This is a genomic window from Streptomyces sp. UNOB3_S3 (assembly GCF_020740895.1).
Taxonomy (GTDB): Bacteria; Actinomycetota; Actinomycetes; order Streptomycetales; family Streptomycetaceae; genus Streptomyces.
This window is the reverse complement of record NZ_JAILXP010000166.1, coordinates 1-14849: the sequence shown is the minus strand read 5'-3', so window position 1 is coordinate 14849 and position 14849 is coordinate 1. Positions and strand designations below refer to the sequence as shown.

The 14849-nt window shown below is 73.7% G+C and carries 11 protein-coding genes; 3 read left to right on the top strand and 8 right to left on the bottom strand.

Annotated features, from left to right (window positions below; translation table 11 throughout):
• Nucleotides 1-47: 47 nt before the first annotated feature.
• The 4 genes from K6I33_RS19115 to purD form a co-directional block, all read right to left on the bottom strand.
• Nucleotides 48-950 carry a phosphoribosylaminoimidazolesuccinocarboxamide synthase gene (locus tag K6I33_RS19115; protein ID WP_229354018.1) on the bottom strand — a complete coding sequence of 301 codons (903 nt, stop codon included), beginning with the start codon at nt 948-950 and terminating at the stop codon, nt 48-50.
• A 68-nt stretch (nt 951-1018) separates the two neighbouring features.
• Complete coding sequence (locus K6I33_RS19110; RefSeq protein ID WP_229354017.1) at nt 1019-2497, bottom strand: N,N-dimethylformamidase beta subunit family domain-containing protein; 1479 nt, start codon at nt 2495-2497, stop codon at nt 1019-1021.
• Between the two features lie 182 nt (nt 2498-2679).
• Nucleotides 2680-4356: a hypothetical protein gene (locus K6I33_RS19105; RefSeq protein WP_374285159.1), complete on the bottom strand. Its 1677-nt coding sequence runs from the start codon at nt 4354-4356 to the stop codon at nt 2680-2682.
• A 321-nt stretch (nt 4357-4677) separates the two neighbouring features.
• Nucleotides 4678-5925: a phosphoribosylamine--glycine ligase gene (gene purD / locus K6I33_RS19100; protein WP_229354016.1), complete on the bottom strand. Its 1248-nt coding sequence runs from the start codon at nt 5923-5925 to the stop codon at nt 4678-4680.
• Between the two features lie 291 nt (nt 5926-6216).
• On the opposite strand from purD, the gene K6I33_RS19095 reads away from it, so the two are divergent.
• Nucleotides 6217-6942, top strand: a complete 726-nt coding sequence (locus K6I33_RS19095; protein ID WP_238491789.1) for an SLATT domain-containing protein — start codon at nt 6217-6219, stop codon at nt 6940-6942.
• Between the two features lie 74 nt (nt 6943-7016).
• Here the strand turns inward: K6I33_RS19095 and K6I33_RS19090 are convergent, their stop codons facing one another.
• From K6I33_RS19090 to K6I33_RS19075, 4 genes are all read right to left on the bottom strand, one after another.
• Complete coding sequence (locus K6I33_RS19090; RefSeq protein WP_229354012.1) at nt 7017-7667, bottom strand: hypothetical protein; 651 nt, start codon at nt 7665-7667, stop codon at nt 7017-7019.
• A gap of 143 nt (nt 7668-7810) precedes the next feature.
• Entirely contained in the window at nt 7811-10291 is a 2481-nt protein-coding gene (locus tag K6I33_RS19085) for a glycosyltransferase (RefSeq protein ID WP_374285154.1), read from the bottom strand.
• Between the two features lie 153 nt (nt 10292-10444).
• Nucleotides 10445-11119 (bottom strand): GntR family transcriptional regulator, encoded by a 675-nt coding sequence (locus tag K6I33_RS19080; protein WP_229354009.1) that lies wholly within the window; start codon nt 11117-11119, stop codon nt 10445-10447.
• 195 nt (nt 11120-11314) lie between these two features.
• Nucleotides 11315-12697 carry an aspartate aminotransferase family protein gene (locus tag K6I33_RS19075; protein WP_229354007.1) on the bottom strand — a complete coding sequence of 461 codons (1383 nt, stop codon included), beginning with the start codon at nt 12695-12697 and terminating at the stop codon, nt 11315-11317.
• Between the two features lie 335 nt (nt 12698-13032).
• On the opposite strand from K6I33_RS19075, the gene K6I33_RS19070 reads away from it, so the two are divergent.
• Both K6I33_RS19070 and K6I33_RS19065 read left to right on the top strand, forming a co-directional pair.
• A complete protein-coding gene (locus tag K6I33_RS19070) occupies nt 13033-13236 on the top strand; it encodes a cold-shock protein (RefSeq protein ID WP_229354004.1) in 204 nt (67 codons plus the stop codon).
• Between the two features lie 195 nt (nt 13237-13431).
• Nucleotides 13432-14849: protein kinase (locus K6I33_RS19065; RefSeq protein WP_374285164.1), on the top strand; the 1418-nt coding region annotated here is incomplete at its 3' end.

Below are 14849 nucleotides of genomic sequence, written 5' to 3'. Positions count from 1 at the left end.
CCCCCAACCCCCCGGGCGGGGGGCGGGGGCCAGGGGCTACGCCCCCGTCACACCCACTTCGTGCCGGTAAGCCGCTCGTACGCCTCCACGTACTTCTCGCGCGTCCGCTCCACCACGCTCTCCGGCAGCGGGGGCGGCGGGAGTTCGCCGGTGCGGTCCCAGCCGGAGGCCGGCGACGACAGCCAGTCACGGACGTACTGCTTGTCGAAGGAGGGCTGGGGCTGGCCCGGGGCCCAGGTCTCGGCGGGCCAGAAGCGGGAGGAGTCCGGGGTGAGGACCTCGTCGGCGAGGACGAGCTCGCGGTGCTCGTCGAAGCCGAACTCGAACTTCGTGTCGGCCAGGACGATGCCCCGGTCACGGGCGATGTCGCGCGCGCGGCCGTAGACGGCGAGCGTCGTCTGGCGCAGGACGGCCGCGGTCTCGGCGCCGGTCTGACGGGCGACCTCCTCGTAGGAGACGTTCTCGTCGTGCTCGCCGACCGCCGCCTTGGTGGCGGGGGTGAAGATCGGGGAGGGCAGCTCGGAGCCGTCGCCCAGGCCCTCGGGGAGGGCGAGGCCGCAGACGGTGCGGGTCTCGCGGTACTCGGCGAGGCCGGAGCCGGTGAGGTAGCCGCGGGCCACGCACTCGACGGGGACCATGTCCAGGGAGCGGCAGATCAGGGTGCGGCCGGCCCAGTCGGCGGGGGCGCCGTCCGGGAGGTCCGTGGAGAGGACGTGGTGGGGCACCAGGTCGGCCAGGCGGTCGAACCACCACAGGGAGAGCTTGGTGAGGATGCGGCCCTTGTCGGGGATCTCGGTGGGCAGCACCCAGTCGTAGGCGGACATCCGGTCGCTGGCGACCATCACCAGCCGGCCCGCCCCGTCGCGGTAGAGGTCGCGGACCTTCCCCGTGTGGAGGTGCGTCAGCCCCGGCACCTCGATGGGTTTGGGCTTCTCGACGAATCCGGACACGCGGCCTCCTGGTGGTTTGTCCAAGCACCTCGATTCTGCCGTACGGCACTGACGGACGGCCGGGAGGGTCAGCCTCGTTTGCAGATGCGGTCCAGGAGATTGGCCGTGGCCCGCTGGATCCGGGGGTCGGTGTGGCCGGGACGGTCGAGGGCGGGCGACCAGGCGAAGGTGCCGGAGGCGAAGACGAGGGCGCCGCTGGGGGCCCGGTAGACCGAGGTCTCCTGGTGGCGTTTGGCGCCCTCGCCGTCCAGGTAGGGCGAGTGGGCGAGGAGGATGCGCCGGGTGTGCTCGGGCAGGGCCGTACGGGGGAAGTAGCGGTCGGCCTCGCCGGCGACGAGGCCGGGCAGCTCGTCGCCCTCGCCGGCGCCGGTGGCCTCCCAGAGCCAGTGGCCGGCGTTGCGCACGACCATCGGGGCGGGCTCGGGGACGCGGCCCGCGTACTGGATGCCGAGCAGCTGCTGCTCGGGGAGCGACATGTCGCGCCAGAGGGCGGAGCGGCCGGGGCCCCGGCGTTTGCGGCAGGTGAGCAGCCGGTCGGGGCCGGCGGGCGAGGGGGCGAGCTCGACCTGCCAGTACATGGTGTTGGCGGAGAGGAAGACCAGGGACGTGCCGCAGTCGCGGGCGTTCTCGACGGTGCGGCGCATCTCGGCCGACCAGTACTCGTCGTGGCCGGGGAAGACGACGCCCCGGTAGCGTGCCGGATCGATTCGCCCCGCGTGGAGATCGCGGGTCTCGGCGTAGGCGAGGTCGTAGCCGTAGCGCTCGGCCCAGCGGATGAAGTCGTAGGCGTGGCCCACGTGCAGCGGCAGGCCGGCGCCCGCGAAGGGGCGGTCGAAGGAGACCGTGGTGGCGGCGGCGTCCTCGCCGAGGAGCCGGCCCTCCTCGTCCCAGGCGTGGTAGAGGCTGGCGCCGGTGCGGCCGTCCTCCGGGTAGAGGTTGTAGGCCTGCCAGGTGATGTCGGGGAGGACCAGCAGCAGATCCGAGGGGTTGCCGTCGCGAACGGTGAAGGGGATGTGGCTGCGGTAGCCGTCGGCGGTGGTGAGCACGGCGACGTACGCGCCGGTGCTCCAGAAGGACGGGATCTGGAGCCGCCAGGAGAGCCACCAGTGGTGGCAGGAGACCGTGCGGTCCACGGTGAGCGGCGGGGGCTGGACGATGCCCGACAGCCGGGGGCTGGTGGTGATCTTGGCGGCGCCGACGCCCCCGTAGTGGCCGATGCGGTAGACGTCGACGGCGAACTGCTGCGGCGGGTCCACGGTGATCCGGAAGTCGACGGCCTCGCCGGGGGCGACGGCGCTGGCGGTGGCGAAGCCCTTGATCTGGCAGCGGACGTCGTCGGCCGCCCGGGGGCCGGGCCGGCGGGGCGGCACCTTGCGCGAGCCGGCCGGGGCGGTCACCGGGTCCACATACCAGGGAATGATCTTCCCGGTGCCGTCGAAGTAGAACTCGCCGCCGCGCAGCCAGGGCAGCGGGCCCTGCCCGAAGGGATCCGAGACGGCGTGCGCGAGTGCCCCGGACTCCCAGCGACGGATCTGGTCCATCCCCATGTGCGCTCCCTCCCCTGGGGCTCCGGATACCTTTTCGGATTCCCAGCAGATTCCCAGCAGATCACATGACGCAACCGGACCGTCACCGTTCGTCGGGAAATTCCCCGGAAGTGATGGCTCGGCCTCTACGCTGCGTCACGTCATCACGGAGGGTCACCCGGGCGCGGGCCCCGGGCTCCGCCTCACATCAGCCTGACGGGCTTCTCCATCCGGACCCCGACCTCGCCGAGCCAGGCCCGCAGCGGCTCGGCGTCACCGTCCTCGATCAGGGTCAGGACCGTACGGGAGAGACCGGCGCGGCGGGTGCCGCCAACGAGCAGGGCGGGGCCGTCGAGCCAGTCCAGGCCGGGGGCGGCCCCGGCGGTGTCCACGGCGGCGCAGCACACCATGGCGGTCACGTGGTCGGCGAGCAGCTCGCGGCCGCTGCGCGGCGGCTGGAGGGGGAACAGCGGGGCGAGGCCGCCGGACCAGGAGCCGGACACCGTGCCGAGGGCGCCGCGCCGGGCGGTGGCCTCCTCGCGGGCGGCGTCCCGCGCCACCTCGGCGCTCAGCCGCAGCTCCAGCTCCTCGCCGATCCCGCCGCCGCCCGGGCCGCCGAGCCGTTCCAGGACGCGGGCGACCGTGGGCGCGCCGGGCGGCACGTCCGGCCCGGGCGCGACGGCCGGGCCCGGGGTGCCCGGGGTGGCGCCGCAGGCGGCGATGTCGTCGAGGACGCGGTGGAGCCGGGCGGCCTCCAGCCGCCAGGTGCGGTCCACGACCTCCTCCGGGTACTGGTTCCAGGCGACGGGCGTCCAGCCGGGGCCGGGCTCGGCCGGGCCGCCGTGGAAGAGCCGGGCGGCCAGCAGGGAGGCGGCCTCGTCGATCAGCCCGGGCTCCTCCAGGAGGTCGCAGGCGGGCCGCTCGCCCAGCCGGGAGGCGAAGCCCTCGGCCAGCCGGTCGCGGCGGGAGAGCTCGGTGAGCGCGGAGACCACGCCCGCGTCCAGCCGGGAGGGCCAGCGGCCCATCCGCCAGGCGGGCAGGGCCACGCGGTTGAGCAGCCGGTCCCAGCCGGCGTAGGCGAGGCCGACCTGCTCCTGGGCGACGATGCGCAGGCCGTAGTCGACCGTCTGGGCGCGCTCGGAGGCGGCCGCGGCCACCCCGCGCTCCATCTCGGCCGCGTGCTCGCGGCAGGAGCCCAGCAGCAGCCGGGCCACCCAGCCGACGAACGCGAGGTGGGGCCTGCCCGCCGCGACGGCGACGGCGGCGTCCAGCCCCCGGACGAACCGGCGGGCGGCGGCTATGTCGGGATGGGCGGCGGGGCCCGTGCCCGCGACGACCGGCGCCAGCAGGGCGCGGAGCTCGGCGACCCGCATCCACCACAGGAACGGCGAACCGATCACCAGGACCGGTGCGGCCACCGCCCGCGCCCGAACCAGCGCGAACCTGCGCGGAGGGCCGTGCGCCGGGTGCGTACGGTCCTCCAGCCAGCTGTCGCAGTCGGGCGTGAGGGCTATCGCGGAGGGCGCCGGGACGTCCAGCCGGTCGGCCAGGTCGCGCACCAGCCGGTAGAGGTCCGGGGCCGTCTCCTCGGGGATCGGGACGGTGGGGCTCAGGGCCGGACGGGCCCGGGCCACCACGGTGGCCACCATCGCGGCCAGCGCCAGGGCCAGCACGGCGGCGGCGGTGACGGCCGGACGGGCGGCCGCCGGCGCGGAGCCCTCGGGGACGTGCCCCGTCGCGGAGCCGACCGCCAGCACCACGGCGACCGCCGCCGGCAACAGGGCCACGGCCAGCGCCGCGCCGCGCACCCGCAGCACGGCCAGGGCTCTGGTGCGCGCGGTCGGCGCGCATGCTTCGGGACCTGCCACGGGACCGATCACCCCCAGTTGCCGGTAGTGCTCTGCCGAGGTGCGTTGCTTACCTCCCCCACTGTGGCACCGGCCTCTGACATCGCAATGCCGGTGGGCCGGTCGGGCCGCCGAGTCAGCCACGCGGCAGCCGGCCTGCGCCGCACCCTAGTTGGGGGTGGGGCGTGCGTCAGCCGCTTGGGCAAGCACTCACCCGATGGAATGGCTTCGCGTGGGGGCGGCGCGGGCGGACGGGTCGTTTCCGCCCGTTTTCTCCGCCCGCTTCTCCGACTGCTTTCCGCTGTGGTTCCGCTGTGGTTCCGCTGTCGTTCCGCCTCGTTCCGCCGTCGGTCGTCAGGCCGACGCGGCCTTCTCCGCGATGTCCGAGCGGTGGTGGGAGCCGTCCAGCCGGATCCGGGAGACGGCCTCGTAGGCGCGGGTCCGCGCGGCGGCCAGGTCCGCGCCGGTGGCCGTGACCGACAGCACCCGGCCGCCCGCGCTCACCACGCGCCCGTCCTCGTCCCGCCGGGTGCCCGCGTGGAGGACGTACGCGTCGCCGGCCTCGGCGGCCTCCGCCAGTCCCTCGATCGGGTCACCCGTGCGCGGGGCGCCGGGGTAGTTGTGCGAGGCGATGACGACGGTCACGGCCGCGTCCTCGCTCCAGTTCAGCGGCGGCTCGGCGGCCAGGTTGCCGGTGGCCGCGTTCAGCAGGACGCTGGCCAGCGGGGTCTTCAGCCGGGCCAGGACGACCTGGGTCTCCGGGTCGCCGAAGCGCGCGTTGAACTCGATGACCCGCACCCCGCGCGAGGTGATCGCCAGCCCCGCGTAGAGCAGCCCGGAGAACGGCGTGCCCCGGCGGCGCAGCTCGTCCACGGTGGGCTGGAGCACGCTCTCCATGACCTCGTCGACCAGCTTGGGAGCGGCCCACGGCAGCGGGGAGTAGGCGCCCATGCCGCCGGTGTTCGGGCCCTCGTCGCCGTCCAGGGCCCGCTTGAAGTCCTGGGCGGGCGACAGGGGCAGCACGGTCTCGCCGTCGGTGATCGCGAAGAGGGAGACCTCGGGGCCGTCCAGGTACTCCTCGATCACCACACGGCCGCAGGCCAGCGCGTGCTCGCGGGCGGCGGCCAGGTCCGAGGTGACGACGACGCCCTTGCCGGCGGCCAGACCGTCGTCCTTGACCACGTACGGGGGACCGAAGGCGTCCAGCGCCTCGTCGATCTCCGCGGGGGTGGCGCAGACATAGGCGCGGGCGGTGGGCACGTTCGCCGAGGCCATCACGTCCTTGGCGAAGGCCTTGGAGCCCTCCAGCCGCGCGGCCTCGGCCGAGGGGCCGAAGACCGGGAAGCCGCGCTCGCGCAGGGTGTCCGCGACACCCGCGACCAGCGGCGCCTCCGGGCCGACGACCACGAGGTCGGCGCGCAGCGACGCGGCCAGCTCCGCGACGGCCGCGCCGTCCAGCGCGTCCACGGGGTGCGTCTCGGCGACCTCGGCGATCCCGGCGTTGCCGGGGGCGCAGTGCAGCGCGGTGACGTCGGGGTCGAGGGACAGGGAACGGCACAGGGCGTGTTCGCGGGCGCCGCCGCCGATGACGAGGACCTTCACGCCCTCACCCTATTGCCTCGATTGTGGATCACTACGACTCGGGGTGCCGACGGCGCTCGTAGGAACCTCTCGTCAGAACGTTTCGCCGCCCGTTCGGCGTCCACGCCCCGACCTGCGTGCACTCTTTCGGGTGAGAGCCCCGGGCCTCCTATACCTGATGTCGGCGCACTTACGGACGGAAAAGGCTGGATCTTGCGCCCAACGCCAACCGTTCGGCGGTAGGAAGGAGGCTGCGATCACGGCACACGACGGCACACGGCGGAGAGGGAGTGCAGGGTGAGCCAGCCTGAGATGCAGCCCGAGGGGCTCCCGAGGGAGCAGGGGAACCCCCCAGCAGGGCAGCACCGGGGCGACCTGCGCGGCCGGACGTTCCCGCTCGGGGACTGGGGAGAGCCCGCCGAGCGACTGGACGAGCTCTACAGATGGGTCGAGGGCGGCGCGCTGAACCTCGCCGACTGGTACCTCACCGACCGGGCGTGGAAACGCCGCTGGGCGCGCGGTCTGCGCCTGGCGGCGGCGTGCTGCGCGGTCGTGGGCGCGGCCCTGCCGCTGCTGGAGCTCACCAAGGTGCTGCGCACCGGCTCCGCGTGGGCGTTCCTGGCGCTGCTGGGCGCGGTGGCCTGTGTGGCCTGCGACCGGTACTTCGGGCTGACGTCCGGGTGGATGCGGGGCGTGGCCACGGCCCAGGCGGTGCAGCGACGGCTGGAGGTGCTCCAGTTCGACTGGGCGTCGGAGTGCGTGCGGGAGGTGCTCGGGCCGACGGAGGGCACGGCGAGCGAGGCCGCCGAGCGCTGTCTGACCGTGCTGCGGCGGTTCTCCGAGGACGTCTCGGAGCTCGTCCGGGCCGAGACGGCGGACTGGATGGTGGAGTTCCGGGCGGGGCCGGCGCCGCTGCTCACGCAGTCGCTGGTGGCGTGGGGTCCGCGCGGGGAGTCCGGGCCGGTGGGGCGGTTTCCGTTGCCGCCGCACACTCGGCCGAACATGCCTCGGCAGCGGCCGCCGGAGTCGCCGCGATAGCGGCCTCGTCCCCCGAAAGCGCCGCCCCCGCGCCCCCGGGTCCGGGGGCGCGGGACGGCATCAGCGGGACGGCATCAGCTGAAGACGATCATCGACCCCTGCCCCAGGCTCCGTGTCGCCGCCGCGTGGAGACCCAGCCAGACGTGGCGTTCCCGGGCGAACGGGCTGTCGTCGTGGGGGCCCGGGGCCGCGCGTTCCTCCAGGGTCGTGGGGTGGTCGGGCGCCGCCGGCGGGGCCGGTGGGTTGTCGGGGTCGATGCCCAGGACCGGGGCCACGGAGCGGAGTTCGCGCAGCAGGCCGTGGCTGGATCCCAGCGGCCCGCCGCCTTCGAGGAGTTCGTCGTTGGACAGCGGATGCGGGAAGTCCACCGGCACGTACGCCCCCGCGTGGTCGTAGTGCCAGACCAGGTGCGACTGCTGCGCCGTGGTCTCGAACATCTCCAGCAACTGCTCGTAGTCCCCGCCGAGTTCATCCACCGGAGTGACGGCGAGGCCACAGAGGTTCAGCAGATGGGCGCGGCGCAGGAAGTGCAGGGCGTCGTAGTCGAAGCCCGCGACGGGTGCCACGTCCCCGGAGAGACCCGGCATATAGCCGAAGACGGGCACCGGGGGCAGCCCCGCCTCACCGAGCGCCTTGTCGTAGGCGGCGATCTCGTCGGCGAAGGGGTTGTCGGGGCTGTGGCAGAGCACGTCGACTAGGGGCACCAGCCACAGGTCACAGGCCACGTGAGCTCACTCTCGTCATCGCCTTCCCGTCCGATGGTCGGGTGGTCGGGCCAGAGTAGTGCCGCTCAGCCGGTTGTCATACCGGGCGGACAGATGGAGACGCGCCGAATCCGCCCGGCTTCCGGGCGGGTTCGGCCCCGGGGTCAACGGCGCGCGTGGACGTCCCACACCCACGTGTCGCCGACCCGCCGGGGTTCCTCGCCCGTCAGCCGGACGACGGTGGTGCGCAGCGCGTCGGTGAACCGCTGGTCGGTGAGGACGAGCGCGTCGGCCCGCCAGAAGTCGAGGTCCTGCTGGAACGCCCGGCGCTGCGGCTCCCCGATGGCGGGCACCTCGCCGGTCTCGTGGACCTTGTGGAGCAGTTCGGAGGTGGCCCGTGGCTGGGGGCCGTAGATGCCGGTCCGGTCGGGTCCCCAGGGCCCCATGAAGTAGCCGCCGGGGAGCGGGAAGCCGAGGCCGGCGTCGATCTGCCAGCCGAGGGCCGCGGTCTTCTTGGGGTCGGGCACCGGTACGGGCACCAGCGTGTGCCCGGGGCGGACGTACTCCCGCCAGGTGCCGTCCGCGAAGAACGCGGGCGCCGGGGCGCGTTCGACGGTGCGGTAGGGGGTCGGCAGCAGCGGGAGGAGGGCGGCGGCGAGGGCGGCCCAGCCGACGATCCGGCGGGAGCTCTCGCGCTCGCTGCGCGCCCGCCGGGCGGCGAGCCGGTCGCAGGCGAGGGCGAGGAGGATGCCGACGGCCGGAACGCAGACCATCGCCATCCGGGACTCGATGACGGATTCGAAGAGGGGCGCCTTGGCCAGCAGCCGCCACGGTCCGGGCAGCGTCTTGTCCGTGCCCAGGAGCGGGATGTTCTGCCCGAGGGAGAGGACGGCGGCGGCCAGCGCGGTGAAGCCGAGGGCGCGGACGCCCGGGCGGTCCCGCAGGTGGACGACGATCGCGACGGTGAGGGCGACCAGCGGCCAGCCGAAGAAGGCGTTCTCCTCGGTCCGGTTGGGGGAGAGCGAGGCGGCGACCGCCCCGTCCCCGGCCAGCGAGCGGGTGGCGAACTCCAGGAACGCCATGGGGTTGTTGCCCACCTGTCCGTGGAGCACGCCGCCGTAGCTCTGCGGGCCGTAGAACTGCCAGGCCAGGGGGCCGATCACCAGCGGTACGGAGACGAGGGCGGCGATGCCGAGGCCGGTCAGCAGGGGCCGGGCGACGGCCGCCGCCACATGCGGGGAGGCGGCCGCGTAGCCGAGGGCGAAGAGGAGGAGGCCGGTGACGGCCAGCAGCAGGGCCTCCTCGCCGAGGAAGATCTGATAGGCGAGGAAGAGCCCGAGGACGACGCCGTCGCGTCTGGTCCGCCGGCCCTCGCAGAGCCGCAGCAGCCGGTCGACGATCAGCGGCATCATGAACAGCACCGCGAAGTTGGGGTGGGCGTTGCCGTGCGAGATCATCGGCGGCGCGAAGGCGCAGAAACCGCCGCCCACCGCGGCCGCCCAGCGGGAGCGGGTGAAGCGCCGGGCCAGCAGCCAGTACCAGGCCCAGGCCGTCGCCGCGAGCCCGCCCGTGAGCACCACGGCCCAGGTGACCTGGGCGCCGAGGAGCCAGGTGAGCGGTGCGAGGGGGACGGACAGGCCCAGCATGGCGGTGTTCGCCATGAGGTTGACGCCGAGCGGGAAGTTCTGGAGATCGCTGAACAGTGGATTGCGCAGGTGCGCGACGTTGTCGGCGGTGACGGCGAAGAACCACTCCCACTGCTGCTGGTCCTGATCCGAGTCGATCAGATAGCGGCCGGCCGGGTCGCTCCACAGCCCGGCGTAGAGGAAGAGGGCGAGGAGGAGGAAGAGCGCGGGTATCGCGAACCGTGCCGGGCCCGCCGTCCGGCGCCGCGCGCGGAAGCGGACGCGGACGAGGTCGGCGAGGACCCGGGGGTAGGCGAGGGGACGCACCTTGGAACCGGGCTGATGGGCCCAGCGCACGGGCACCTCGGCGACCTCCCAGTCCTGTTCGTGGAAGTACCGCAGTATCTCGAAGTCGTAGGCCCAGCCGTCCAGCCGGGAGCGGGAGAAGGCGGTGCGGACCTTGTCGCCGTCGAAGAGCTTGAAGCCGCACTGGGTGTCGCGTATGCCGGGAACGGCGGCGGCGCGGATCAGCCCGGCGCCGATCCGGCCCATGGCCTCGCGCAGCGCGTGCTGCCGGACGGCTATCCGGGAGCCGGGCAGGGCGCGGGAGCCCACGGCGGCCGCGGCGCCCTCGTCCATCCGGTGTTCCAGGAGCGCCAGTTCCCCGATGGGCGTGGCCAGGTCGGCGTCGGTGACCAGGACGCGGCGGCCGCGCGAGGCGAGGACGCCGGTGCGCACGGCGTGGCCCTTGCCCCGGTTGACGGGGGTGGGCAGGAGGCGGATGCGGGGGTCCTCGGCGGCGGCGGCCCCGGCGACGGCCGCCGTGGCGTCGGTCGAGCCGTCGTCGACGACGATCAGTTCCCACGCCGGGTCGGGGCCGTCATCGAGGTGGGCGCGGATCGCCTTGAGCGTGGGCGCGAGCCGGTCCTCCTCGTTGTACGCCGGGACGATCACCGACAGCCCGATGGCGCCCCGGTCCTCCTCGTCGGCCTCGGCGGACGGGACCGGCGTCATCTTCATTGCGCATCACATTCCGTTGTGTCGACGACTGCGGGCGGGTCTTGACCCTATGCGCACTACATCGATCAGTCATCGAACGGAATTACTGTAACTATCGGAACTATCCGACATAACGGCCTTATAGTCCGGACGCGGTCGTTCCGGTGGCGGGAATCACCCCTGGGACAGGGCCTCGATCAGCTCCAGGGTGTGCCGGTTGTACGCGACGACGATCCGCTGGGCCCGCTCGACGTCCCGGCAGGCGATGGCCTCCGCCAGCTCGGCGTGCCGGTTCCACAACCGTCCCCGGAGATCGCCGAGGCGGCGCAGCAGGGGGACGGTGAAGATCCAGCTCTGCACCCGGAGCCGGTCCAGGAAGTCGGATATATACGGGTTTCCCACGAGCCCGGCCATCTCCCGCCAGAAGCGCAGGTCGTAGCCGATGAGGATGTCGAGGTCGCCCGCGAGGGCCGCCCGCGCGGCCTCGTCGGCCCGCCGGCGCACGGAGGCCAGCGCCTCCGGGGTGGCCGAGGTCAGCGCCTGCTCGGCCGAGCGCCGGAACATGCCGTCGACGACGAGCGTGCGGGCCTCGATCATGTCGCGGAAGTCGGCGTGCGAGAACTCCCGCACCCGGTAGCCCTTGTGCAGCTCGACGTCGAGCAGGCCCTGCGAGCAGAGGTCGAGCAGCGCCTCGCGGACGGGGGTGGCCGAGACCCCGTACTGCTCGGCGATCTCCTTGACGGTGAACTGCCGGCCGGACGGGAGCCGCCCCGCGATGACCTCGTCGCGCAGGGCGTCGGCGATCTGTGAGCGCAGCGTCGTGCGCTTGACAGCCTCGCTGCCTGGCATTGGTCCTTCGTCTCCCTTTCGATGGCCGCACGCCTGGCATGCGAACGGCCCTCGCAACCATAGGCGAGGGCCGACGTCGGGCGATATGACCGTGCGCACGGGACGGTGAACGGTACCTGATGCTGTGAGCGGGCTGTGGGAGCGGGTACCGGCGGTACGGCCCGGCCGGGGAGCCCGGCGGGGCCGTCGCCGCCGTCAGGCCGCGTAGCGGTCCGCGACCGTGAGGGCCCGGTCCAGGGCCGCGAGGCCCTGCTCGGCCTCCGCCTCCGTGACGGTGCACGGCGGCACCACGTGCACCCGGTTCATGTTCACGAACGGCCAGACGCCCGCCGCCTTGATCGCCGCCGTGACGGCCGCCATCGGCGCGTTCGCCTCGCCCGTCGCCGCGTACGGCACCAGCGGCTCACGGGTGCGGCGGTCGCGGACGAGCTCGACGGCCCAGAAGACGCCGAGGCCGCGGACGTCGCCGACGGACGGGTGGCGCTCGGCGAGTTCGCGCAGGCCGGGGCCGAGGACGTCCTCGCCGACGCGCGCCGCGTTCTCGACGATCCCCTCCTCGGCCATCGCGTTGATCGTCGCCACGGCGGAGGCACAGGCCAGCGGGTGGCCGGAGTAGGTGAGCCCGCCCGGGTAGGGCCGCTCCTCGAACGTGGCGGCGATCTCCGCGGAGATGGCGACGCCACCGAGCGGGACATAGCCGGAGTTGACGCCCTTGGCGAAGGTCAGCAGATCGGGGACGACCCCGAAGTGGTCGGCGGCGAACCAGCGGCCCGTCCGCCCGAAGCCGGCCATGACCTCGTCGAGGATCAGGACGATGCCGTACCGGTCGCACAGCGCCCGGACGCCCGGGAGGTAGCCGGGCTGGGGGCACCTCCCAGCGGTAGCTGGGGGAGGGACCATGATCCCCGCGGTGCCGGGCACGGTCTCCAGGATGATCGCGGCGATCGTGCCCGGGCCCTCGAAGGCGATGGTGTCCTCCAGGTGCCGCAGCGCGCGCTCGCACTCCTGCGCCTCGCTCTCCGCGTGGAACGGCGAGCGGTAGTGGAACGGCCCCCAGAAGCGCACGACGCCGGCCGACGCCGTGTCGGAGGGCCAACGGCGCGGGTCACCGGTCAGGTTGATCGCGGCGGCGGTGGCGCCGTGGTACGAGCGGTAGGCGCTGAGCACCTTGGGGCGGCCGGTGTGCAGCCGGGCCATCCGGACGGCGTTCTCGACCGCCTCCGCGCCGCCGTTGGTGAAGAAGATCTTGTCGAGGTCGCCGGGGGTCCGCCCGGCGATCAGCCGCGCGGCCTCGGACCGCACGTCCACGGCGAAGCCCGGCGCGATCGTGCACAGCCGGGCCGCCTGCTCCTGGATCGCGGCGACGACCTTGGGGTGCTGATGGCCGATGTTGGTGTTGACGAGCTGGGAGGAGAAATCGAGGAAGCGGTTGCCGTCGTAGTCCCAGAAGTACGAGCCCTCGGCACCGGCCACGGCCGGCGGGTCGATGAGGCCCTGCGCGGACCAGGAGTGGAAGACGTGGGCGCGGTCGGCGGCCTTGACCGCCACGGCGTCGGTGGGAACTAGCTGCGTGCTCACGGGCGTGACCTCTGATCGGTTGCTCGGCCGTCGCTGTCGGGCCGAGCCTAGGGAGCGCGAACGGGCCCCGGTACCGGCACTGTGTCGGCCGCCGGGCGCCCCCGTGGACACAGTGCCGAGTGGCCCGCCGGAGCCGGCGGGCACCGCCGGCCGCCCCCGCAAATCGCCGTGCGGGAAATCCACATTCGGCGGTTTTCTCCTGCTACGGTCTTTCGCGGTTGCAGTATTGGTCCCATTTGTCATGTGCGCCTGAAGGTCCGTGATCTCGGGCGCACTTGCGTTTTTCCTGGAGTACGGAATTCCGCCGTGCTCCACCATTAAGGAGATCGATCAGTTTGGCTACCGGCATCGTGAAGTGGTTCAACTCGGAAAAGGGGTTCGGCTTCATCCAGCAGGACGGCGGCGGCGCCGACGTCTTCGCCCACTACTCCAACATCGCCACCCAGGGCTATCGGGAACTCCAGCAGGGGCAGAAGGTCACCTTCGAGATCACCCAGGGTCAGAAGGGCCCGCAGGCGGAGAACATCCTCCCCGGCTGACCACCGCCGGGACCGGCGTCCGAAGCGACGTCCGAAGCGGCGTCCGGAGCCGACGCACGACCGGCGCGTCCGGCAGACCGCGCGCCCCCGTGCAGGGCCGGGTATCCACGATTTCGCCGTGCGGATACCCGGCCCTTTGCCGTACCGCTATTCTCCGCCGTGGAACATGGGGGAAGGAGAGCCGGCATGGACGGCATCGAAGGTCTGTCGCCGGAGGATCCGCGCACACTCGGCTCGTACCGGCTGCTGGGCCGGCTCGGCGAAGGCGGGATGGGGCGGGTCTATCTCGCCCGTTCCGGCCGGGGTCGCACGGTGGCGGTGAAGGTGGTCCGCCCGGAACTGGCGGGCCAGGAGGAGTTCCGGCGCCGGTTCGCCCAGGAGGTGCGTTCGGCACAGCGGGTCGGCGGCGAGTGGACCGCGCCCGTGCTCGACGCGGAGACCGAGGCGGCCGTCCCCTGGGTGGCCACCGGCTATATCGCCGGGCCCTCGCTGGGCCGGGTCGTCGACCGTGACTTCGGGCCGCTGCCGGAGCGGTCCGTCCGGGTGCTGGGCGCCGGGCTCGCCCGCGCCCTCCAGTCGATCCACGCCGCCGGGATCGTCCACCGCGACCTCAAGCCGTCCAATGTGCTGATCACCCTCGACGGGCCCCGGGTCATCGACTTCGGCATCGCCCGGGCCCTGGAGACCGTCACCGGCGCCGGCCTCACCCGTACCGGCGCGACCGTCGGCTCCCCCGGCTTCATGTCGCCCGAGCAGGTGCGCGGCGACACGATCTCCCCCGCGAGCGACGTCTTCGGCCTCGGCTCGGTGCTGGCGTACGCGGCCGGCGGCCGGATGCCCTTCGGCGCGGCCGACAGCGCCGTGCACTCCGTGATGTACCGGATCGTCCACGAGGAGCCGGACCTCGCCGGGGTGCCGGACGGGCTGCGGCAGCTGATCACGGCGTGCCTCGCCAAGGAGCCCGGCGACCGGCCGACGCCCGCGGAGGTCCTGGAGCGCACCGGGGTCCAGGACCGGCTGGAGGACCTGCGGTCCACCGAGCCCTGGCTGCCCGGCGGTCTCGTCGCCCAGCTGGGCCGGCACGCGATCAGCCTGCTGGAGGTCGAGGAGGCCGAGGAACCGGCGCGTCCGGCCACCGGCCATCCCGCCACGGTCGCCGATCCCTCCCCCATAGCCTCAACGGCATGGGAGGTACCCCCATCCCCGGCGGCCGAGCCGCCCACCATCGCCGGACCGCCCCCGGGCGCCCGGCAGCCGGACCCGCCCACGCTCACCGCGCCGGGCCACCACCAGCCGCTGCCGCCGTACGCGGCGGGGGCGCCGGGAGCGCCGTACACGCCGGGAGCGCCCCAGCCGGGCCCGTACAACGGCCCGTACCAGCACCCGCCCGTGCAGGTCGGGCCGCAGACGCCGCCGTCCTCCTCGAAGACCCCGTACCTCGTGGCCCTGGTCGTGGCCGCCGGGCTGCTGACGGGCGGCGGGCTGGTGTACGTGCTCAACCGCGACACCGGCGACTCGGCCGCGGGCCCCAGCGCATCGGCCTCCGCACCGGCGCCCGGTCCCGCTTCGCCCGACTCGCCCTCCGCGCGGACCACCCCGCCCAGGACGAACCC

What these genes read in the sequence shown, in the direction of transcription:
- K6I33_RS19085 (WP_374285154.1), bottom strand. Translation starts at nt 10,291, where the DNA reads ATGAAGATGACGCCGGTCCCGTCCGCCGAGGCCGACGAGGAGGACCGG.
- K6I33_RS19110 (WP_229354017.1), bottom strand. Translation starts at nt 2,497, where the DNA reads ATGGGGATGGACCAGATCCGTCGCTGGGAGTCCGGGGCACTCGCGCAC.
- K6I33_RS19095 (WP_238491789.1), top strand. Translation starts at nt 6,217, where the DNA reads ATGCAGCCCGAGGGGCTCCCGAGGGAGCAGGGGAACCCCCCAGCAGGG.
- K6I33_RS19080 (WP_229354009.1), bottom strand. Translation starts at nt 11,119, where the DNA reads ATGCCAGGCAGCGAGGCTGTCAAGCGCACGACGCTGCGCTCACAGATC.